This is a genomic window from Sphaerotilus sp. (assembly GCF_031429695.1).
GTDB lineage: Bacteria > Pseudomonadota > Gammaproteobacteria > Burkholderiales > Burkholderiaceae_C > Sphaerotilus.
This window is the reverse complement of the sequence record NZ_JANPAB010000014.1, coordinates 74089-93472: the sequence shown is the minus strand read 5'-3', so window position 1 is coordinate 93472 and position 19384 is coordinate 74089. Positions and strand designations below refer to the sequence as shown.

Annotated in this window: 17 protein-coding genes; 11 read left to right on the top strand and 6 right to left on the bottom strand. The window is 64.0% G+C overall.

What is annotated here, in order from left to right; genetic code table 11:
- Positions 1-121: 121 nt before the first annotated feature.
- Entirely contained in the window at positions 122-1192 is a 1071-nt protein-coding gene (locus RMP06_RS03285) for an RNA-guided endonuclease InsQ/TnpB family protein (RefSeq protein ID WP_310460339.1), read from the top strand.
- Here RMP06_RS03285 and RMP06_RS03280 read toward each other — a convergent pair.
- A complete protein-coding gene (locus RMP06_RS03280) occupies positions 1189-1395 on the bottom strand; it encodes a TetR family transcriptional regulator (RefSeq protein WP_310460338.1) in 207 nt (68 codons plus the stop codon). The genes RMP06_RS03285 and RMP06_RS03280 overlap by 4 nt on opposite strands.
- Positions 1396-1830: 435 nt before the next feature.
- Between RMP06_RS03280 and yhhA the strand changes: the two genes are divergently transcribed.
- Genes yhhA through yhhC form a run of 3 tightly spaced genes read left to right on the top strand, consistent with a single transcriptional unit; the run spans position 1831 to position 3714 of the window.
- Positions 1831-2007, top strand: coding sequence for a YhhA family cyclophane-containing RiPP (gene yhhA, locus RMP06_RS03275; RefSeq protein ID WP_310460337.1), 177 nt, complete (start codon positions 1831-1833; stop codon positions 2005-2007).
- 13 nt (positions 2008-2020) lie between these two features.
- Entirely contained in the window at positions 2021-3142 is a 1122-nt protein-coding gene (gene yhhB, locus RMP06_RS03270) for a cyclophane-forming radical SAM/SPASM peptide maturase YhhB (RefSeq protein ID WP_310460336.1), read from the top strand.
- Positions 3139-3714: a cyclophane-containing peptide 2OG-Fe(II) oxygenase YhhC gene (yhhC, locus tag RMP06_RS03265; protein ID WP_310460335.1), complete on the top strand. Its 576-nt coding sequence runs from the start codon at positions 3139-3141 to the stop codon at positions 3712-3714. The genes yhhB and yhhC overlap by 4 nt, the downstream gene beginning before the upstream one ends.
- Positions 3715-4520: 806 nt before the next feature.
- Here the strand turns inward: yhhC and RMP06_RS03260 are convergent.
- From RMP06_RS03260 to thiD, 5 genes are all read right to left on the bottom strand, one after another.
- Entirely contained in the window at positions 4521-4694 is a 174-nt protein-coding gene (locus RMP06_RS03260) for a hypothetical protein (RefSeq protein WP_310460334.1), read from the bottom strand.
- Between the two features lie 93 nt (positions 4695-4787).
- On the bottom strand, positions 4788-4982 hold the full coding sequence (locus tag RMP06_RS03255) for a hypothetical protein (protein WP_310460333.1): 195 nt from the start codon (positions 4980-4982) through the stop codon (positions 4788-4790).
- Between the two features lie 52 nt (positions 4983-5034).
- Positions 5035-5910: a D-hexose-6-phosphate mutarotase gene (locus RMP06_RS03250; RefSeq protein WP_310460332.1), complete on the bottom strand. Its 876-nt coding sequence runs from the start codon at positions 5908-5910 to the stop codon at positions 5035-5037.
- A 17-nt stretch (positions 5911-5927) separates the two neighbouring features.
- Positions 5928-7220: a glutamate-1-semialdehyde 2,1-aminomutase gene (hemL, locus tag RMP06_RS03245; RefSeq protein ID WP_310460331.1), complete on the bottom strand. Its 1293-nt coding sequence runs from the start codon at positions 7218-7220 to the stop codon at positions 5928-5930.
- A 34-nt stretch (positions 7221-7254) separates the two neighbouring features.
- Positions 7255-8190, bottom strand: coding sequence for a bifunctional hydroxymethylpyrimidine kinase/phosphomethylpyrimidine kinase (thiD, locus tag RMP06_RS03240; protein ID WP_310460330.1), 936 nt, complete (start codon positions 8188-8190; stop codon positions 7255-7257).
- Between the two features lie 148 nt (positions 8191-8338).
- Here thiD and RMP06_RS03235 point away from each other — a divergent pair, with 148 nt between their 5' ends.
- The 7 genes from RMP06_RS03235 (at position 8339) to RMP06_RS03205 (ending at position 19368) form a co-directional block, all read left to right on the top strand.
- Positions 8339-8491: a rubredoxin gene (locus tag RMP06_RS03235; protein WP_310460329.1), complete on the top strand. Its 153-nt coding sequence runs from the start codon at positions 8339-8341 to the stop codon at positions 8489-8491.
- 30 nt (positions 8492-8521) lie between these two features.
- On the top strand, positions 8522-8947 hold the full coding sequence (locus RMP06_RS03230; protein WP_310460328.1) for a response regulator: 426 nt from the start codon (positions 8522-8524) through the stop codon (positions 8945-8947).
- Positions 8948-9012: 65 nt separating this feature from the next.
- Entirely contained in the window at positions 9013-9378 is a 366-nt protein-coding gene (locus tag RMP06_RS03225) for a response regulator (RefSeq protein WP_310460327.1), read from the top strand.
- Positions 9379-9412: 34 nt separating this feature from the next.
- Positions 9413-9943: a chemotaxis protein CheW gene (locus RMP06_RS03220; protein WP_310460326.1), complete on the top strand. Its 531-nt coding sequence runs from the start codon at positions 9413-9415 to the stop codon at positions 9941-9943.
- Between the two features lie 22 nt (positions 9944-9965).
- Positions 9966-12305, top strand: coding sequence for a methyl-accepting chemotaxis protein (locus RMP06_RS03215; RefSeq protein ID WP_310460359.1), 2340 nt, complete (start codon positions 9966-9968; stop codon positions 12303-12305).
- Positions 12305-18298, top strand: a complete 5994-nt coding sequence (locus RMP06_RS03210; protein WP_310460325.1) for a hybrid sensor histidine kinase/response regulator — start codon at positions 12305-12307, stop codon at positions 18296-18298. Before RMP06_RS03215 ends, RMP06_RS03210 begins: the two co-directional genes overlap by 1 nt.
- Positions 18295-19368: a GGDEF domain-containing protein gene (locus RMP06_RS03205; RefSeq protein ID WP_310460324.1), complete on the top strand. Its 1074-nt coding sequence runs from the start codon at positions 18295-18297 to the stop codon at positions 19366-19368. Before RMP06_RS03210 ends, RMP06_RS03205 begins: the two co-directional genes overlap by 4 nt.
- Positions 19369-19384: the final 16 nt, after the last annotated feature.

Below are 19384 nucleotides of genomic sequence, written 5' to 3'. Positions count from 1 at the left end.
CTGCCGCCTTCGAGCTGGCCGATGAGGCGGGTGATGACCCTGACGAAGCGGCGCGCTCCGGGGTCGAGCGATCAAGCCGTTCTGGTTTGCCATAAAAACTGTATAAAATTACAGTATCAAGATGGAAGCCACCAAAACCCTCAAGCTGCGCATCAAGGACAAGCACGCCGCCGTGCTTTCCGCGATGGCACGCGAGGTCAATTTCGTGTGGAACTACTGTAACGAGACGAGTTTGCGGGCGATTCGGGATCGGCGCAAGTTCCTGAGTTCGTTCGACCTTCAGAAGCTCACTGCGGGGTACTCGAAGTGTGAGGGCGTGCGGATCGGTAGCGCCACGGTGCAACAGGTGTGCGAGGAATACGCCACCCGACGCAAGCAGTTCAAGAAGTCGCGCCTGAGCTGGCGCGTGTCGAACCCGAAGTCGGCGAAGTATTCACTCGGCTGGGTGCCATTCAAGGCCGGTGGTGCGAAGTACAAGGCTGGGCAGATCGCTTTCCTCGGGCACAAGTTCAGCCTGTGGGACAGCTACGGCCTGAGCCGCTTCGATCTGCGCGCCGGCGCGTTCTCGCAGGACGCGCGCGGTCGGTGGTACCTGAACGTGTGCGTCAAGGTTGACGTGCCGAAGTCGGAAGGCGTCGGATCGGTGGGGATCGACCTCGGCATGAAGACGGCGGCGACGTGCTCGGACGGCGAAGAGCTGGCATCGGGCCTGTACCGCAAGCATGAGGGCGCGCTGGGGATCGCCCAGCGCGCAGGCAAGAAGAACCGGGTTCGGGCGATCCACGCGAAGATCGCCAACACGCGCAAGGATGCAATGCACAAGTTCTCGACGGGGCTCGTCGTGCGCAACGCGGCGATCTTCGTCGGCAACGTGCAGGCGGGCGCGATGGTGAAGACCAAGATGGCGAAGTCCACGCTGGACGCCGGATGGTCGATGTTGAAGACGATGCTGGAATACAAGAGCCATCAGGCAGGCATCGTGTTCGAAGAGGTGAATGAAGCCTACACAACCCAGACCTGTTCGAGCTGCGGGGTCATTCCCGCCTGCAGTCCGAAAGGTAGGACAGGTCTGCGAATGAGGCGATGGACTTGCTGCGACTGCGGAGTGGAACACCACCGCGACGTGAACGCAGCCCTGAACATCGCTGCGCGCGGACATGCGCGTCTCGCAGGAGGAATCCCCGTCCTTTAGGGCAGGGAGGATGTCAACTCCAGCATCAGCGTGGCCTTGGAGGCGAAGTGGTGCTGCACCGCCCCGGAGGTCATGCCGGCGGCCCGCGCCACCTCATGCACCGACCACTGCCCGTGGCCCTTGGCGTCCATCAGGGCGATGGCCGCGTCGAGCAGGCGCTCGCGGGTCTGCTCGCTGCGGAGTTGGTGCAGGGTGGCGGGCACGGGGGGGCGTGGGTTAGCGAGGGCGGAGCATGTCAAGGTAGTTGCCGCGTGAGTCATTCCGCGACTTGGCTTACTTTAGCCGCAGCGTCGATCGCTGCAGTCACACATTCGCTCTGCGGGAGTTGCCGAGCTGCTTTTGCAGCAACAGGCAATCGATCATTACCGTGAATATTTCACACATAAGCCATCCCCGAGACAAAATCACTATCGTCAACGGTCATCGTTGGCATTGGCTGGCGAAGAGCAAGTGATGCTTTGCGATTACTCACGCTAAGTTATTGATTTATAAAGATTTTTCTGCCGCAATGCAGGCATCAAGCCCACGCTTGTGCGCTGTAAGCTGTTGATTCATAAAGGTTTATAGGGACTTGCTTTCACGCACTAGATCTTCCACAATAGAAGTGGAAATTTTTCCATTTCAGCAGGAGTAATTTGATGTCGTATGATGATTTGAATTGGCCAGTTTCGAGTGAACCCGAGCAAAGCAGCATCGAAGTTGATATGTCCCGTCTGTCAAGTGCAGCGCTGTCGCGCCTGATAGATGAAGTAAAAAATGATGAGATGTCCGGTACGCATGCGTATGACCGGACACACAATCGCCACAATCGCTGAACGAGTATTTGGCGTGCAGATCGATACCGTTTTGGTGAAAGTTGCAAGCCGTTGCAACATCAATTGTTCCTATTGTTATGTATACAACATGGGAGATGATGGGTGGCGCGACATGCCAACGCTCATTTCCCGCGACACAGCTTCCGCTCTCGCGCGAGCACTCGGGCAACTCTCTACAGATCAAGCTAAACCATTCGCCACAGTTTTGCATGGCGGGGAGCCACTGATGCTAGGTGAACGCCGACTTGAGTTTATTCTCAAGTCTCTACGTTCAGTGCTGCCACAGAGTCATGTTTTATGTATGCAAACAAATGGGATGTTGTTAACCAATAATATTCTTGATCTGTGCGCCAGTTACGGAATGTCAATTTCCATTAGTCTCGATGGTCCCAAAAAAATAAACGATCGCTTTCGTATTGATAAAAAGGGCGAAGGAACGCATGACAAAGTGATATCGGGAATAAAAAAGCTTCGTGATCATAAGGCGTCAGAATTTTTATATTCTGGCCTCTTGTCAGTAATTGATCCGACTTCTGACCCTATAGAAAATTATAATTATTTTAAGAGCTTGGAAGCCCCGTCTGTTGATTTTTTGTATCGCGATGGGAATCATTCAAACCTGCCATTCGGGAAAAATTCCATAGACTCTACCGAGTACGCAAATTGGTTATGTAGATTGTTGGACGCCTATTTAAAAGACAAAAGTCCACCAAAAATAAGATTTCTAGATGATATTATAAAACTTCGTCTTGGCGGTCGAGGAATAAAAGAAGGTCTTGGTCAGTCTGATTATGGCATTGTAATAATTGAAACCGATGGAAGCATTGCAAAGAATGACACTTTAAAAAGCACATTTGACGGCGCAGATAAATTTGAACACAGATGGTCTATTCACAAAGATCGTCTACTCGATGTATTGCGTACAGATGAGTTCAAAGTTTATCACGAGCTTCAGCGAGCCACGTCAAAAACTTGTCTCGATTGTGAATTTTTCAAAATTTGCGGTGGAGGTATGCCACTTCATCGATGGAAAGATACTACGGGATATGACAACCCTTCAGTTTACTGTGTTGATCAAAAAGAATTAATAAAGTATATTGAGTTTTACCTGAAAAAAGAAAGGCTGATAAATTGATACTGCATACATTACCAAGTACGCTTCGCGCTGACCCATTCCCGCATGTTTGCACAACTCAGGCGTTTAATTTTGCCGATAGTTTGAAAATTCTAAGCTGGCTTGAAAAAGATGCTCCGTGGAAGTTAAAACTCGCTGAGTTTTATGAACAATATGAATTCAGTTTTAATCAGTTGGAATTACCTTGCGATATTGGGTCAATATTTAATAATGGATCACTTATTAATTTGCGAGAAAAACTTGAGCGCACATTCAAAACAAATCTATCAAACAGAATAGATATAACGGCACACAAGCTCGTAAAAGGGCAAAGAATTCGCATACATAACGACTTTATTCCGAATGAAGAAACTCATAGAGTATTAATTCAGCTAAACAGGGCATGGAGTAGTGAAAATGGCGGCATATTAATGATGTTTGGCAGCAGAAATGCTGAAGATCTGCGAAATATATACAATCCGGCTCATAATACTTCGATTGCCTTCGAGATATCGCCAATATCATATCATGCTGTTTCGCCAATTAATTTTGGTGATCGCTATACCTTGGTTCTGTCATTTTACGGTAAGTAATATTAATTGCAATTCAGCCAAGGTGGTGTCAGATTTATGAGCATTGATCTTCAAAATTTATAGAGGTCAATTATCTTTGAAATTATCGACCAAAATGTTATCTCTTGGGTAGATAAAATATTATAATAGCCTGCATCAGGATTTATAAATAACTAACAATAATATAAAATTATTTTAACTACTAAGCAGTCTCAATAAAGTTTAATTGTTGTTTGAGATTTATGCGATTGCCTGTAGAATTTTGGAGTCAAATCAACGACATGAAATCATGATCAAGAGCCGTGACTTCTCTCTCCCCAGAAGACCTAGAAAAACTCCGCGAAATTGAGGTCAGGGATGAGAACTAGCGCAAGAGAGGAGAGCGGGCGAGGATGCGCTTGACACTGTATCAAACCAAGTCAACGATTGAAACGGCATTGCTGTACACTTGGATGAAAGCAAAGCGTCGGGATAAATTGATTCTTGAACAGGATGTGACCGAAATACTCGATAGATTTGGAAAAAAGTACACGTTTGAATTTTAAGAATCAATTTATTTGAAACTGCCTATCAGCTTGCTGGCGGTGGCGCCAGAATCTGCACCATGATTGATATGTTCTCGATCTTGCATGGTTTCCATCCGTAAAAACAGGCCCAAAGCCTGCGCTGCTGGCGTAACCCGTTACGCCGTCACAGCCCCGGAAGCATAGTTTTTCACTTCAATTTTGCGCGTGAAGAAATTCACGACTTGTCGGGCAGTCTGGGCAGTGCGAGCGACAGGCACTCGTTGATCGGCAGCTTCGGCGAAGTCAGGCAACCCTCCCAGATCAGGTCAGATCGACCGGGTGATGCCGAGCCTCGCAAACCTGGATCAGCGCCAGCAGCACCTCGAAATGCTCGCCCGCTTCGCTGGCCGGATCAGGCTCGGTGTCGAAATGGCGTTCGACAGCCTTCAGCGCGGCGAGGTAGTCGCTTTCCGTGCGGATCGGGTGGATGTCCATGACTGGCGGCAGTCTTTGGAGTCGAGATCGCTGGGGCTCTTCAACTTCGACGCATACGGGTTGCGGCGCGACTTCAGCTTGGACAGGTCGTATTCAGCCTTCATGTTGCGTCCGCGCCCGCTGAAGCTGCTCAGCCGAAATCCTCACGATCTGCTGGTTCTCGACGATCACGAGGTCGGTTCCAGTTTGGATCGCTGTCTGGCGGGCCAGTTCGGCCGCCCGATGCATGGCCTGCAAGGAGGCTCGGATATCTGGATCTTTGGCCTGGGCCAGTTCCTGTGGCGTCATGCGTTTTCTCCCCATTCCAGCGAGGTAGATGCAATACCGCTGTTGTCTTGACTCAGTCCGCCACCACCAGCGTCTGCATCGCCACCCACTCCTGCCCACCCGCCAGCCGCACCCGCTCGCCGATCTGCGCCGCCTCGACGCACAGCATCTGCAGCCAGTCGTCATCCGGCATGTCCGGCAGCGCCGCGCATTTCTCCGGCCCCGGGTTCCACACCACCACGTCATCGAACGCATGCGACTGGATCAGCAGCCGCCGCCCCGTCTCGCGCAGCGTCAGCTCCTTCGGCGCGTTCCAGTAGATGCGGTCGATTTCCTGCGCGATCGTGACCACGTCGATCCACTGCTGGCGCGGCTGGTCGAGCACGGCGTCGTGGTAGTTCTGGTCGAGCAGACCTTCCAACTGCGCGTGGCGCACGTCGCCGCAGCCGAGATACGTGTGCAGCGCGGCCTGGAACTCGAACGCCGCCTCGCCCGTGTTGAGCACCGCCAGCTCCATCTCCAGCCGCCGGTCATCGACGCTGACGGTCAGCTCCAGCGTGAAGGCGTGCGGCCAGATCGCGCGGGTCGCCTCGTCGTCGCTCAGGGTCAGGACGGCGAAGGCATGTTCGCCGCGCACCTCGGCCACCTGCACCTGCCACGCCCGGTTGCGTGCGAAGCCGTGCTTGGGCAGCGGGCCTTGCTGGTTGAACTGCGGAAAGATCACCGGCACGCCACCGCGCACCGCCGCGCCGTCGCCGTACTTCGACTCGGGCGAGAGGTAGAGCTGTTCCTCATGGCCCGCCGGGATCCACGACACGACATGCGCGCCGTCCAGCAGGATGGTGGCCTGCGCGCCGTTGGGCGAGCGCAGTTGGACGGCAGGCTGGCCGTTGAACGAGATCGGGCCGGTGGGGTACAGGGCGCGGGGTTGGGCGTGGGTGTCGGACATGGCAGGCGCTCTTTCGCTCACAGGCTGCGCAGCACGTCAGCGGCGACGGCGACCGTCTCGGCGATGTCAGCGTCGGTGTGCGCGGCGCTGACGAAGCCAGCTTCATATAGCGCGGGCGCCAGGTACACGCCGCGGTCCAGCAGGCCGTGGAAGAAGCGGTTGAAGCGCGGTTGGTCGGTCGTCATCACCGTCGTGTAGTTCTGCGGCAGCTCGGGCATGAAGAAGAAACCGAACATGCCGCCCTGGCTGTCCACCGAGAAAGGCACGCCGGCCGCGTCTGCCGCCCCCTTCAAGCCCTCGACCAGCGTGCGCGTCTTGCGCGACAGCTCGTCGAAGAAGCCGGGCTTGCGGATCTCGCGCAGCGTGGCCAGCCCGCAGGCGGTGGCTACCGGGTTGCCGCTGAGCGTGCCGGCCTGGTAGACGGAGCCGAGCGGGGCGAGGTGTTCCATGATCCGGCACGAGCTGGCGAACGCCGCCAGCGGCATGCCGCCGCCGATCACCTTGCCGAACACGCTGATGTCGGGCGCGAAGCCGGGGAGGGCCTCGGCGTACAGGCTCTGCGCACTGCCGAGGGCGACGCGGAAGCCCGTCATCACCTCGTCGAACACGAACAGGGCGCCGTGCTGGTCACACAGTTCGCGGATGCGTTTCACGAACGGCACCTGCGCCCGCACGAAGTTCATGTTGCCCGCGATCGGCTCGATCATCACGCAGGCGAGTTCGGGGCCGTGAAGCCGGAACGCCTCTTCGAGCTGTTCGAGGTTGTTGTATTCGAGGACCAGCGTGTGCTGCACGACTTCCGGCGGCACGCCGGCGGAGGTCGGGTTGCCGAACGTGGCCAGCCCGGAGCCGGCCTTGACCAGCAGCGCGTCGGCGTGGCCGTGGTAGCAGCCCTCGAACTTGATCAGCTTGGACCGCCCCGTGACGCCACGCGCCAGCCGGATCGCGGTCATCGCGGCCTCGGTGCCGGAGCTGACGAGGCGGATCTGCTCGGCGCTTGGCACCAGCGACAGGATCTCCTCGGCCAGCTCGACCTCGCGCTCGGTCGGCGCGCCGAAGCTGAAACCTTCGGTCGCCGCCTGCTGGACCGCCGACAGCACCGCCGGGTGGCCGTGGCCCAGGATCATCGGACCCCACGAGCCGATGTAGTCGATGAACCGCTTGCCTTCGGCGTCCCACATGTAGGGGCCTTGGGCGCGGGCGATGAAGCGCGGGGTGCCGCCCACAGCCCGGAAGGCGCGCACGGGGGAATTCACGCCGCCCGGAATCACCTTCCGGGCACGTTCGAACAACTGGTCGTTGGTGGTCATCGGTCTCGCGCCGGGCGGACCGGCGCCGGGTTTGTCAGTGGATGCTGCGCGGCTTGGTGGGCGAGTCGATGTCGGCGGTCATGGCATCGATGATGTCCTCGCCGTCTTCGTCCTCGTCGTCCGGGGGGATGGCCCAGAAGAAGCGGTCGGGCACCACATTGCCCATGCCGGGGCGGAAACCCGAGTCGAGCGACTGGTCGAGGAAGGCCAGCGCTTCGGAGACAGCGATGTGCAGTTCCTGTCCCGTTGCCATCAACGCGGCGATCGAAGCCGACAGCGTGTCGCCTGCTCCGATGAACGAGGTCTCGAAGCGCTCGAACTTCTCGCCGGTGATGGCGCCTTGCGGCGACGAGAGCACGTTGTCCACCTGGTTGTTGGGCAACTGCAGGCCGGTGACGAGCACGTACTTGGTGCCATGCTTGCCGGCGGCAATCGCCAGTTCACGGGCCGAGGGCGGGCGTTCGGAGTCCCAGTCGGGCAGCAGGAAGTCGGTGAGCGTCTTCTGGTTGCCGACCAGCACTTCGGTCTGCGGCAGCACGAGTTCGCGCAGCGCCTCGTGGTAGGACGCAGCTTCGTCCTCGTCGTCCATCCAGGACAGCGTGGGCAGGTAGGTCACCAGCGGCACGTCGGGGTAGTCGGACAGGATCTCGGCCACGGCGCCGACGATCTCGGCGTTGCCGAGGAAGCCGACCTTCCAGGCGGAGATGGTCACGTCTTCCAGGACGCTGCGGGCCTGCTCGACGACGGTTTCGGGATCGAGCGGGGTGTGCTCGAAGATCTCGGCCGTGTCGCGCATGACGATGGTGGAGATCACGGGCAGCGCGTGTGCGCCCATGGCCGCGATGGTGGCGATGTCGCCAGCGACACCGCCGGCGCCGGTGGCGTCACTGGCATTGAAGCTCATCACGCAAGCCGGGGCCGGCAGGTCCTGGGGGTCGTCACTGACGATTTCGGTTGCGTTGGGGTTCATCCGGGAGGGCCGAGGGACTCTGGCCGTTTTCTGAGAATAGTTGTGAAGGGATCCGTCTGAATCTCGCCGGGCGGGCGGAGCCAGTGGCTACAATCTTTGTCCATTGTAGACAAGCTGAACACGCGCCGTGAGCCCTTCGAAAACCTGGATGTGTCTGATCTGTGGGTGGATCTATGACGAGGCGACTGGTGATCCGGAACATGGCCTCGCACCAGGCACGGCCTGGATGGATGTTCCGATGAACTGGGTCTGCCCGGAATGCGCCGCCCGCAAGGAAGATTTCGAGATGGTCCAGATCTGAATTCAACCTGCGAACGCAACGAGCACCGCCGTGGAACACCTGCCTGACACCCCCACTTCCGGACGTTCCGAACGCGAGCGCCCGGTCACGCGTGTGCTGGTGATCGACGACAGCAACACCATCCGGCGCAGCGCCGAGATCTTCCTGAAGCAGGGCGGCTGCGAGGTCGTGCTGGCCGAGGATGGTTTTGATGCGCTGGCCAAGGTCAGCGACCACCGCCCGGACCTGATCTTCTGCGACATCCTGATGCCGCGGCTCGACGGCTACCAGACCTGCGCCATCATCAAGCGCAATCCCGAATTCGCCAGTGTGCCGGTGATCATGCTGTCGTCCAAGGACGGCCTGTTCGACAAGGCGCGCGGGCGCATGGTGGGTTCGGAAGACTATCTCACCAAGCCCTTCACCAAGGACCAGTTGCTCCAGGCGGTGCAGTTGCACTGTCGGGTGGTGTCCTGATGGGTGTTGACCGGGCCAGCCCGCGCTGAGTCCGGTTGCGACGACCCGCACCCCAACGACCCGCCATGCCGATACACAACATCCTGTTGGTGGACGACTCGAAGACCGAACTGCACGTCCTGACCGACCTGCTGGTGCGCCAGGGCTTTCGTGTCCGCACGGCCGAAAACGGCGACGAGGCCCTGCGCCGGATCGCCGAAGAAAAGCCCGATCTGATCCTCATGGACGTGGTGATGCCGGGACAGAACGGCTTCCAGCTCACGCGCACCATCACCCGCGATCCGCGCTATGCGGACGTGCCGGTGATCATGTGCACCAGCAAGAGTCAGGAAACCGACAAGGTCTGGGGCATGCGCCAGGGCGCGCGCGACTACGTCGTCAAGCCAGTCAACCCCGACGAGCTGGTCCAGAAGATCCGGGCCTTCGGCTGAACGTCACGCTGAACTTCAATCACCAGGAGCCCTCATGGCCAACAAGGAAGCGCTGAGGGAACTGCAGGGCCGGCTGGCCGAGCGTCTGCAGGAAGTGCGCAGCATCGAGCACACCGTGGGCTGGTTGGCGGTCGAGTGCGCCGGGCACGCCTTCCTGTTCCCGCTGGCCGAGGCCGGCGAGATCTTCCAGCCCGGCGCGCTGTTGAGCGTGCCGCATACCGAGGCGTGGTTCCTGGGTGTGGCCAATTTGCGCGGTGCGCTGACCGGGGTGGCGGATCTGGCCGGTTTTCTCGGATTACGCGAACGGATTCCGGCCGCTGTGCGGGAACAGGCGCGTGTCGTGGCGTTCAATCCGGCACTGGAGCTGAATGCCGCGCTGCTGATCGACAAGCTGGCCGGCCTGCGCCATGCCGACCAGATGACCCCGGTGGCCTCGGATGACCGGCCACAGCCGGCATTTGCGGGTGGGCGCTGGCTCGATGCGTCCGGTCGGCTGTGGCAGGAGCTGCGCTTGTCGATGTTGCCGCGCGACGAGCGGTTCCTGCGCATCATCGGTGTGGAATGACAGCGTGAAAGACGAGGCGGGAATGGGGTTCATGGACAAGCTCAAGGGCAAGAATCGACAGCGCGGCGGGCCAGATGCACCCATGCCTGATGACGAGTCCTACGCCGGCCCGTACACCGTGAGCGGCGACGAGCAGGACGACCTGCGCGACACCGTCCAGGACGCCTCGCTCAGTACCACGATTTCGGTCGCCGAAGGGTCCATCATCAGCGAGGCCGCGCCGTCGAGCCTGCAAAGGCCGTTCCACGAGCGCCGGCCGTCGCAGACGGCCACACCGCGCCGGGCACTCCTGGGCGCACGCGTCCGGTTGCCGCTGATCGGGCGCTGGTCTTCGGACCGGCAGCAGCGTTTTCTGGGCGTGCTGCTTGCGTTGGGCGGGTTGGGGCTGGTGCTGGCGTCGGCGATGGCGGTGCGCTCGGCGGGTGGCAGCTCAGCCCAGATCGGCGCGACGGGCCAGGCGCTCATGCAGTCGCAGCGCCTGGCCAAGGCAGTGCTGCAGGCGCTGGCTGGCCAGCCACAAGCGTTCGCGGAAGTGCGTGAATCGACAGCGGTGCTGGCCACCAGTGTGCGCGGCCTGCAGAGCGGCCGGGCGGACAGCGGCCTGCAGGCGGTCTCTCTCACCACCCGCGGTCTGATCAATCCGTTGATGGCCGTGGTCGACAAGACCGAGAAAAATGTCGGCACCGTACTCGCCCAGGAACAGCTGCTGACCCAGGTCGGCACGGCGCTGAAGGCGATCAACCGCCAGTCGGGTGAACTGCTCGACGCCACCGAAGCCATCGCCGCTGCCAAGGTACAGCAGGACGCACTGCCGACCGAGGTGTCCGCCGCCGGCCGGCTGGTGATGCTGACGCAGCGCATCGGCAAGTCGGCCAACGAGGCGCTCACGGTCGAAGGTGTGTCGCCCGAGGCGCTGTTCCTCCTTGGCAAGGACCTCAACACCTTCCGCGACGTGGCCCGCGGCCTGCTCGACGGCAACCCCGATCTGCGCCTGACCGCCAGCAAGGATCCGCAGGTCCGCGCCCGGCTGGACGCGCTGCTGAAGTCGCACGAGGCGCTGAGCCTGCACGCCGGTGCCATCCTGGGCAATCTGCAAGGCCTCGTCTCGGCCCGCGAGGCGCAGACGGCAATCATCGCCGACACCGAACTGCTGCGGCAGGGTTTGACACAGGTTCAGGCCAGCGTGTCGTCGGTGGGCGGCATCGGCTGGTTCAATGTCGGGCTGCTGGGGCTGTCGCTGCTGCTGGGCCTGCTGGGCGGCCTGGGGTTGCTGCTGGTGTTCACCGCCGACCAGCGCCAGCGCGCGTCGGTGTCCGATGTCCAGCGTCTGGAAGCCGAGCGCCAGGAGCGCGAGGCCAAGCGGGTCAATGACGCCAACCAGGCGGCGATCCTGCGGCTGATGAACGAGTTGCAGACGGTGGCCGAAGGCGACCTGACGCAGCAGGCCACCGTCACCGAGGACATCACCGGCGCCATCGCCGACTCGGTCAACTACACGGTGGAAGAGCTGCGCTCGCTGGTTTCGCAAGTGCAGGGCACGGTGGCCCGGGTGACCGACACCACCCAGCAGGTCGAGGCCACCTCCACCGAGCTGCTCGCCGCGTCCGACGAGCAGCTGCGCGAGATCCGCGAGACCGGCGAAGCGGTGCTGCAGATGGCCGGGCGCATCCAGCGGGTGTCCGGCCAGGCGCAGCAGTCGGCCGATGTGGCACGGCATTCGCTCTCCGCCGCCACGTCGGGCCTGACCGCGGTGCTCGACACCATCGGCGGCATGAACACCATCCGCGAGCAGATCCAGGAAACCTCCAAGCGCATCAAGCGCCTGGGCGAATCGTCGCAGGAGATCGGCGAGATCACCGAGCTGATTTCCGACATCACCGAGCAGACCAACGTGCTGGCGCTGAACGCTGCGATCCAGGCGGCGTCTGCGGGCGAGGCCGGCCGTGGTTTCTCGGTCGTGGCCGAGGAAGTGCAGCGCCTGGCCGAGCGCTCGGGCGACGCGACGCGCCAGATTGCCGTGCTGGTCAAGACCATCCAGACCGACACCGCCGACGCGGTGGTGGCGATGGAGCGCTCGACGCAGGGGGTGGTCGAGGGCGCCAAGCTGTCGGACAACGCCGGCACCGCGCTGACCGAGATCGACCGCGTCTCGCGCCAGCTCGCCGAGCTGATCGAGGCCATCTCGGCGCAGGCCCGCCAGGAGGCCGAGAACGCCACGGTCGTGGCGCAGAATATCCAGCACATCTTCGCCGTCACCGAGCAGACCGGCGAGGGCACCCGCTCCACCGCGCAGCTCGTGCGCCAGTTGTCCCGTACAGCCGAGGAATTGCGGCAGTCGGTGGCGCGATTCAAGATCAGTTGATGCCGATGGACCCGCACCACACCGCCGTGACCGATGACCTCAGCGCCCTCGCCTGGGTGCTGGAGGAACTCCGCAAGACGCTGGAGGCCGCGCACAAGTCCTTGCGCCGCTACCTGCGCGAGGTCGGCGCGGCCGAGGGCTCGGACCTGGATGACGTCGACCCGGCCATCCTGCGCACGGCTCGCCAGCAGATCCACCAGGGCGTGGGTGCGCTGGAGCTGGTCAACCTGCCCGAGGGTGCGTTGCTGCTGCGTTCGGCCGAACAGCTGGTGCAGCGCTTCGTTGCCAAGCCGCAGCGGCTCGACGCGGCGGGGGTGGAGGCCGTCGAGAAGGCCGCGCTCGCACTGCTCGACTACCTGGGCCAGAAGTTGGCCGGCAGGCCGGTGCAGGCGGTGGCGCTGTTCGCGCAGTGGCGCGTGCTGCTGGAGCTGAACAGCGCCGAGCGCGTCCACCCTGCGGACCTCTGGGTGCACGACTGGCGCCTGCGCGACGTGCCGGACGCCTCCGGCGGTGTGGCACACCGGGCCGATGCACCGATGCTGGCCAGCGTCGAGCGGGCGCTGCTCGGGCTGATGCGCCAGAACATCCCTGCCGCAGCCACGGCGCTGGCGCGCGACTGCGCCAGTCTGGCCCTGGCCGCGACGGCCGCCGAAGAGGCGACGTTCTGGCGCCTGGCGTCGGCTTTCTTCCAGGCCTGGTCGCTCGGGCTGCTGCCGCCAGACATGTTCCTCAAGCGCACGGCGTCCCGTGTCATGGCGCAGCTGCGCAGCCAGGTCAAGGGCGAGGAAGGCTTCTCCGAGCGCCTGGCGCAGGACCTGCTCTTCTATTGCGCCCGCGCCTGGCCCCGGCCGGGACACGCCGCGCCGATGCTGGCTGCGGTGCAGACCGCCTACCACCTGCCGCCGCTGGCACCACTCGACTACAACGTGCCGTTCTATGGCCGCAGCGATCCCGCGCAGGTGCTGCAGACCCGCAAGCGGGTCAAGTCGGCCAAGGAGGCGTGGAGCCTGGTGTCGTCGCCGGAAGCCTTCCGCGATCCGCAACGCGGGGTTCCGCTGCTCGATGTGTTCACGCTGGTCGGCGAATCGATCAGCCGGCTCTACGAGGACGGTGGCCAGCTGGCCCGCGCGCTGGTCGCGGCCGCCATGTCCGTCGTGCGCAGCAACCGGCCGCCCGGCCCGGAGCTGGGCATGGAGGTCGCCACCAGCCTGCTGTATCTGGAAGCGGCGCTCGACGAAGCCGATGTCGACCGCACCGGCCACGCCGCCCACGCCGTCCGGCTGGCCGAGCGCATCGACCGTGTCACCGCCGGCCAGCGCTCGCAGCCGCTGGAGCCGTGGATGGAGGCGCTCTACCGCCGCGTCAGCGAGCGCCTGACGCTCGGCAGCGTGGTGCAGGAACTGCGCGCGACCCTCGGCGAAGTCGAGCAGCAGATCGACCAGTTCTTCCGCAGTCCGCAGGAAAGCGGGCTGCTCGCGGGTGTCCCGGGCCTGCTGGGCTCGATGCGTGGCGTGCTCTCGGTGCTGGGCATCGAGGCGGCGATCCAGACGCTGCACTGCATGCGCGAGGACGTCGAACACCTGCTGCACAGCGAACACCAGCCGCAGGACCGGCGCACGCTGGGCGCCTTCCAGCGGCTTGCGGCCAATCTGGGCGCGCTCGGTTTCCTGATCGACATGCTCAACGTGCAGCCGGTCGTGGCGAAGTCGCTGTTCCATTTCGATCCGCTGCTGGGCGTGCTGTCGCCGGTGATGGGCCGCTCGGCGGTCACGGCCGACGTGATCAGCCGTGCCGAGGCCATCGCCGATGCCGTGCAGCACGACGGCATGTCGCGGGATGCGGTCGCGGCCGAACTGCAGGCCTTGCAGGACGATGCCCAGGTCACCGCGCTGCCAGCGCTGTCCGCGCACCTCAGTGCCGCCCGCCACGCGCTGGACCACGACGGCGACCGCGCCCAGGTGCTGCAGGAAATGCAGGACTTTGTCGCGACCGCCACGGCACCGCTGGGTCTGGATCCGCTGGGCCCGCCGCTGACCTCGCGGCCGCCGGCGTCCAGCCCGCTCGACATGCCGCAGTTCCAGCCCACCGGGCTGGAAGATGACGACGAGATGCGCGGGGTCTTCCTCGACGAAGCCCGCGAGGTGGTCGAAGAGGGTCAGGCCGCACTCGACGCACTCGCCCAGACCCCCGGCAACCTGCCGCTGCTCACGCACCTGCGTCGCGCCTTCCACACGCTCAAGGGCAGCGCCCGCATGGTCGGCTTCAATGCCTTCGGCGAAGCGGCCTGGTCGTGCGAGCAGCTCTACAACCACTGGCTGGCCGAGCAGACGCCCGCCAGCCCGGAGCTGCGCACCTTCACCGGCGACGCGCTGCGCTACTTCGCCGCCTGGACCGAGGCCATTGGCCGCCGCGACGTCGCCGGCTTCCTGCCCGAACCGGTGATGGCGGGCGCCGAGGCGCTGCGCCACGCGGGCGAGCTGATGCGGGTGTGCCTGCCGGGCTTGTCGATGCCACCGGCCCCACCGCCGCCGATCTCGCGCTTCGGTGGGCTGTCCGATGGCGGGCATGTCGATCTCGAAGTGCCGTTTGACGAACCCGCCCGGCCGCTGATGGAGCCGCTGCAGGCCACGCGGCCGATGGAGCTGGGTGGCGCGATGTGGCGTGTGCCTGCGCCCCCGGCTCCGGTCGAGCCGTCGATGCTCATTGATCTGCCACTGGACTTCAGCGCGCCCGCGGTCGATGTGTCGTTCGACGATTTCGACCTGCCCGAGGGTTCGGTCGAGCGCATCGAGGTCGGTTCGTCCGGCATGGACGACGAGCACCACAGCTGGCGCGCGCCCCTGGAGACCACGACCTCCTCGGACCACGTGACCCTGAGCGGCCCGCTGCCCGAGGCCGATCTGGCCCGTCCGTCCGAGTTGCCGCCCGAGATCGAGCCCCTCGATCTGGACGTGGGTGAGGCGCCGGCTGCCAACGTGATCGACCTTGACGGTGTGCGCGCCCAGATCGCCACCGACGTACTGCGTGCCGCACAACCCGATCGCCAGGGCGACGACGACCAGATCAAGGTCATCGGCCCGCTGCGGCTGCAGATCCCGCTCTTCAACATCTACCTCAACGAGGCCGACGAGGTCTCGCGCCGCCTGGGCACCGAGTTGACCCTGTGGGCGATGGAGCTGCCGCGTCCGCTCGGCGAGGAAGCCATGACGCTGGCGCACACGCTGGCTGGCAATTCGGCGACCGTTGGTTTCACGGAACTCGCGCAGCTGGCGCGTGCACTGGAACACGCGCTGAACCAGGCGTTGGCGCTGCAGGCGACCCAGCCGATCGACCCGACCGAGGCGGAACTGTTCGTCATGGTCAGCGACGACATCCGCCGCTTGCTGCACCAGTTCGCGGCCGGTTTCCTTCAAGTGGCGTCTCCGCTGATCGGCGAGCGGCTGCAGGCCTGGAGCCAGTCCGCCCAGCAGCGCCTGTCCGGGACTGCAGCGGTACCCGTGCCTGCACTGGGACCGATGCCAACGCCAACACCGGTGTCGGTCTCCGTTGCCAATGCAGGCCCCGTGATCGACCACGAATTCGACGCCGACATCGACCAGCTTGACCAGGTCGATGCCGATCTGTTCCCGATCTTTTCCGAGGAAGCGCAGGAGTTGCTGCCACGGCTGGAGGCGCAGGTCGCCGCCTGGCTGCAGACCCCGGCGCACACCAGCGCCTCGACCGCGTGCATGCGCACGCTGCACACCTTCAAGGGCAGTGCCCGCCTGGCCGGCGCCATGCGCCTGGGCGAGCTGGCGCACCGATTCGAGTCAGCGATCGAGTCGCTGCTGGCCGGGGGTGGGGCGGTGTCTGCGGCCGGACTGGCGGTGCTGGCCCAGCGGGTGGATGCGCTGGTGGCGGCCTTCGAGGCGCTGCGTGAACGCCAGTCGATGCCTGCCTCCACGATGATTGCCGCGCCCTGGGCGCAAACCACGCTCACCCCGCCGCGCCCGCTGTCGGAAGAGGCGCGCCGGCCGGCACCGCCCATGCCCGGTGCTGCGGCGCGCGCCGCCACCACCGCGCCGGTGTCCCTGCCGCTCGACACCGTCGGAACGATCGACTGGTCACGCTTCATCGCGCCGGTGGGCAGCACGCCCGTCGTGCCGACCGAGCGTGTCGTGCTCAACCCGCAGCCGGTGCGCGTGCGTGCGGCGCTGCTGGACCGGCTGGTGAATCTCGCCGGCGAGGTCAGCATCACCCGTTCGCGGCTTGACGCCGAGATTGGCAACATCCGCAGTTCCCTGGGTGACCTGACCGACAACCTGGAGCGCCTGAGCCGGCAACTGCACGACGTGACGCTGCAGGCCGACACCCAGCTCGAATCGCGCCGCGAGGCTGCCCGCGCCGCGGCGCAGGAGTTCGACTCGCTCGAACTCGACCGCTACACCCGGCTGCAGGAACTGACCCGCATGATGGCCGAGTCGGTCAACGACGTGGCCACCGTGCGCAGCGCCTTGCAGCGCACGCTGCAGACCGCCGAGGATGAACTCGCCGTCCAGGCCCGCCTGACCCGCGAGCTGCAGGGCGACCTGCTGCGCACGCGCATGGTCGAGTTCGAGAGCCTGTCCGAGCGCCTCTACCGCGTCGTGCGGCTGGCGGCCAAGGAGGTCGGCAAGCAGGTGCGCTTCGACATCGTGGGCGGCGGAGTCGAGGTCGACCGCGGCGTGCTCGACCGCATGACCGCGGCCTTCGAACACCTGCTGCGCAACGGCGTCACCCATGGCATCGAGGCCCCCGAACAGCGCCTCGCCGCGGGCAAGGATGCGGTCGGCAGCATCACGATGTCGCTGGTGCAGGAGGGCAACGAGGTCTGCGTCGAGCTGCGCGACGACGGCGCCGGGCTGGATCTGGGCCGCATCCACGAACGTGCGGTGGCGATGGGGCTGGTGCCTGCCGATGCCGTGGTCGCGGACGCGGCCCTGGCCGATCTGATCTTCGCGCCGGGCCTGTCCACGGCGGCGGTGCTGTCCGAGGTGGCAGGGCGTGGCGTGGGCATGGATGTCGTCAAATCCGATGTGCAGTCGCTGGGCGGGCGGATCGAGATCCGCTCCGAGGCGGGTCGGGGCACCTGCTTCAAGCTGGTGCTGCCGCTGACGACGGTGGTGACGCAGGTCGTGATCCTGCGCGCCGGCACGCGCTCGATCGCCGTGCCGTCCAACCTGATCGAACTGGTGCAGCGCACGCCGGCCGAGCGCGTGACACAGGCCTACCACGACGGCCAGTATCCCTATCTCGGTCAGACCCTGCCGTTCTACTGGCTCGGCGCCTTGCTCGACAGTCCCGGCCGCAGCCTGGAGATGAGCGGGCGGACGCTGCCGGTGGTCATCGTGCGCTCGGCGCAGCAGCGGGTGGCGCTGCATGTGGACGACGTGCTGGGCAACCACGAAGTCGTGGTCAAGAACCTCGGCGCGCAGCTGGCGCGGGTGCCGGGCCTGGCGGGCATGACGCTGCTGGCCTCGGGCGCGGTGGCGCTGATCTACAACCCGGTCGCGCTGGCGGCGGTCTACGGCGTGCGGGCGCAGCGGCTGATGCAGGTGGCCGCGCTCACCGGGCCGGACGATGCCGAGCCGGTCGAGCTGGTGAAGCCGGCGCCGCTGGTGCTGGTGGTGGACGACTCGCTCACCGTGCGCCGCATCACCAAGCGCCTGCTGGAGCGCGAGGGCTACCGCGTCGCGCTGGCCAAGGACGGCATGGAGGCGCTGGACCAGCTCGCGGGCGAGCGGCCGGTGGTCGTGCTCTCGGACATCGAGATGCCGCGCATGGACGGCTTCGACCTGCTGCGCAACATCCGCAGCGATACCGCGCTGGCGGGGCTTCCAGTGGTGATGATCACCTCGCGCATCGCCAGCAAGCACCGCGATCTGGCGCTCGAACTCGGCGCCAGCCACTACCTCGGCAAGCCCTACAGCGAAGACGAGCTGCTCCGCCTGATCGCGTCGCACGCCAGCCCATGAGCGTGCGCCCGCCCGACCTGCTCGACGCGGTGCTGGCCATGACCCGCATCCGCGAGCAGGCCGACATCGATGCGCTCATGCTGACCGCGCTGGCGGCGCAGACCGGCGCGGTGCGGGCCCGGCTGTGGCGCGTGAAGGGCGGCGCGGGCAGCCAGCGGCACTGGATTCTCTGCGGCGAGCAGCACCAGGGCCATGCCTCCACCACTCCGGTCGAGCACCTCGGCGACGCTGCCCGCACGCTGGTGCCGTGGCACGAGCGGCCGGATCTGGTGCAGTGCGCCGAGGCGGCCACCGTGCTCGCCACCGCCCGTGCCGAGGCGCCCGGCTGGCACACCGGCCTGCCGCTGATCACCGAAGATGGCGGTTCACTGGACGGGCTGATCGAGCTGGACACTGTCGTTCCGCTGGACGGCGCCGTGCTCGCCGACGTGCAACGCCTGCTGCTAGGCCACCGCAATGTGCTCGGCCTGCTCGACTACAGCGAGCGCGACACGCTGACCCGGCTGCTCAACCGCAAGCGCTTCGACACCGCTTTCATGCACGCCACGGTCGCCGAAGCCCGACGCATCTATGGCGCCACCGACGAAGGCCCTCCCAGCGAACGCCGCACCCAAGCCGCCCGCCGGCACTGGCTCGGGGTGATCGACATCGACCACTTCAAGCTGGTCAACGACCGCTTCGGCCACACCGTCGGCGACGAGGTGCTGTCGATCGTGGCGCGCATCATGACCACCGTATTCCGCTTCGACGACCAGCTCTACCGCTTTGGCGGCGAGGAGTTCGTCGTGCTGCTGACCGCCCGCGACGAGGCCGGCGCCCGCAAGGCCTTCGAGCGCTTCCGCCTGGCCATCGAGGCCTGCGATTTTCCGGCGATCCACCGCGTCACGGTCAGCATCGGCTTCAGCGACGTGCGCCCTGGCGACACGCCGCAAGCCTGTTTCGACCGCGCCGACAAGGCCGTCTACCACGGCAAGGCGAGTGGCCGGAACCAGACCCATGCCCACGAGGTGCTGGTGGCCGAGGGGCTGATCGAGGACACCAGCCACTGCGGGGACATTGAGCTGTTCTGAGATACAAGCGCAGGGC

Excerpts from the sequence above, each read along its gene's own strand:
- RMP06_RS03220 (WP_310460326.1), top strand. The coding sequence starts at position 9,413 with ATGGCCAACAAGGAAGCGCTGAGGGAACTGCAGGGCCGGCTGGCCGAG.
- RMP06_RS03255 (WP_310460333.1), bottom strand. The coding sequence starts at position 4,982 with ATGACGCCACAGGAACTGGCCCAGGCCAAAGATCCAGATATCCGAGCC.
- RMP06_RS03285 (WP_310460339.1), top strand. The coding sequence starts at position 122 with ATGGAAGCCACCAAAACCCTCAAGCTGCGCATCAAGGACAAGCACGCC.
- RMP06_RS03225 (WP_310460327.1), top strand. The coding sequence starts at position 9,013 with ATGCCGATACACAACATCCTGTTGGTGGACGACTCGAAGACCGAACTG.
- hemL (WP_310460331.1), bottom strand. The coding sequence starts at position 7,220 with ATGACCACCAACGACCAGTTGTTCGAACGTGCCCGGAAGGTGATTCCG.
- RMP06_RS03210 (WP_310460325.1), top strand. The coding sequence starts at position 12,305 with ATGCCGATGGACCCGCACCACACCGCCGTGACCGATGACCTCAGCGCC.
- RMP06_RS03205 (WP_310460324.1), top strand. The coding sequence starts at position 18,295 with ATGAGCGTGCGCCCGCCCGACCTGCTCGACGCGGTGCTGGCCATGACC.
- RMP06_RS03250 (WP_310460332.1), bottom strand. The coding sequence starts at position 5,910 with ATGTCCGACACCCACGCCCAACCCCGCGCCCTGTACCCCACCGGCCCG.
- RMP06_RS03215 (WP_310460359.1), top strand. The coding sequence starts at position 9,966 with ATGGGGTTCATGGACAAGCTCAAGGGCAAGAATCGACAGCGCGGCGGG.
- thiD (WP_310460330.1), bottom strand. The coding sequence starts at position 8,190 with ATGAACCCCAACGCAACCGAAATCGTCAGTGACGACCCCCAGGACCTG.
- yhhA (WP_310460337.1), top strand. The coding sequence starts at position 1,831 with ATGTCGTATGATGATTTGAATTGGCCAGTTTCGAGTGAACCCGAGCAA.
- RMP06_RS03235 (WP_310460329.1), top strand. The coding sequence starts at position 8,339 with ATGTGTCTGATCTGTGGGTGGATCTATGACGAGGCGACTGGTGATCCG.
- RMP06_RS03260 (WP_310460334.1), bottom strand. The coding sequence starts at position 4,694 with ATGGACATCCACCCGATCCGCACGGAAAGCGACTACCTCGCCGCGCTG.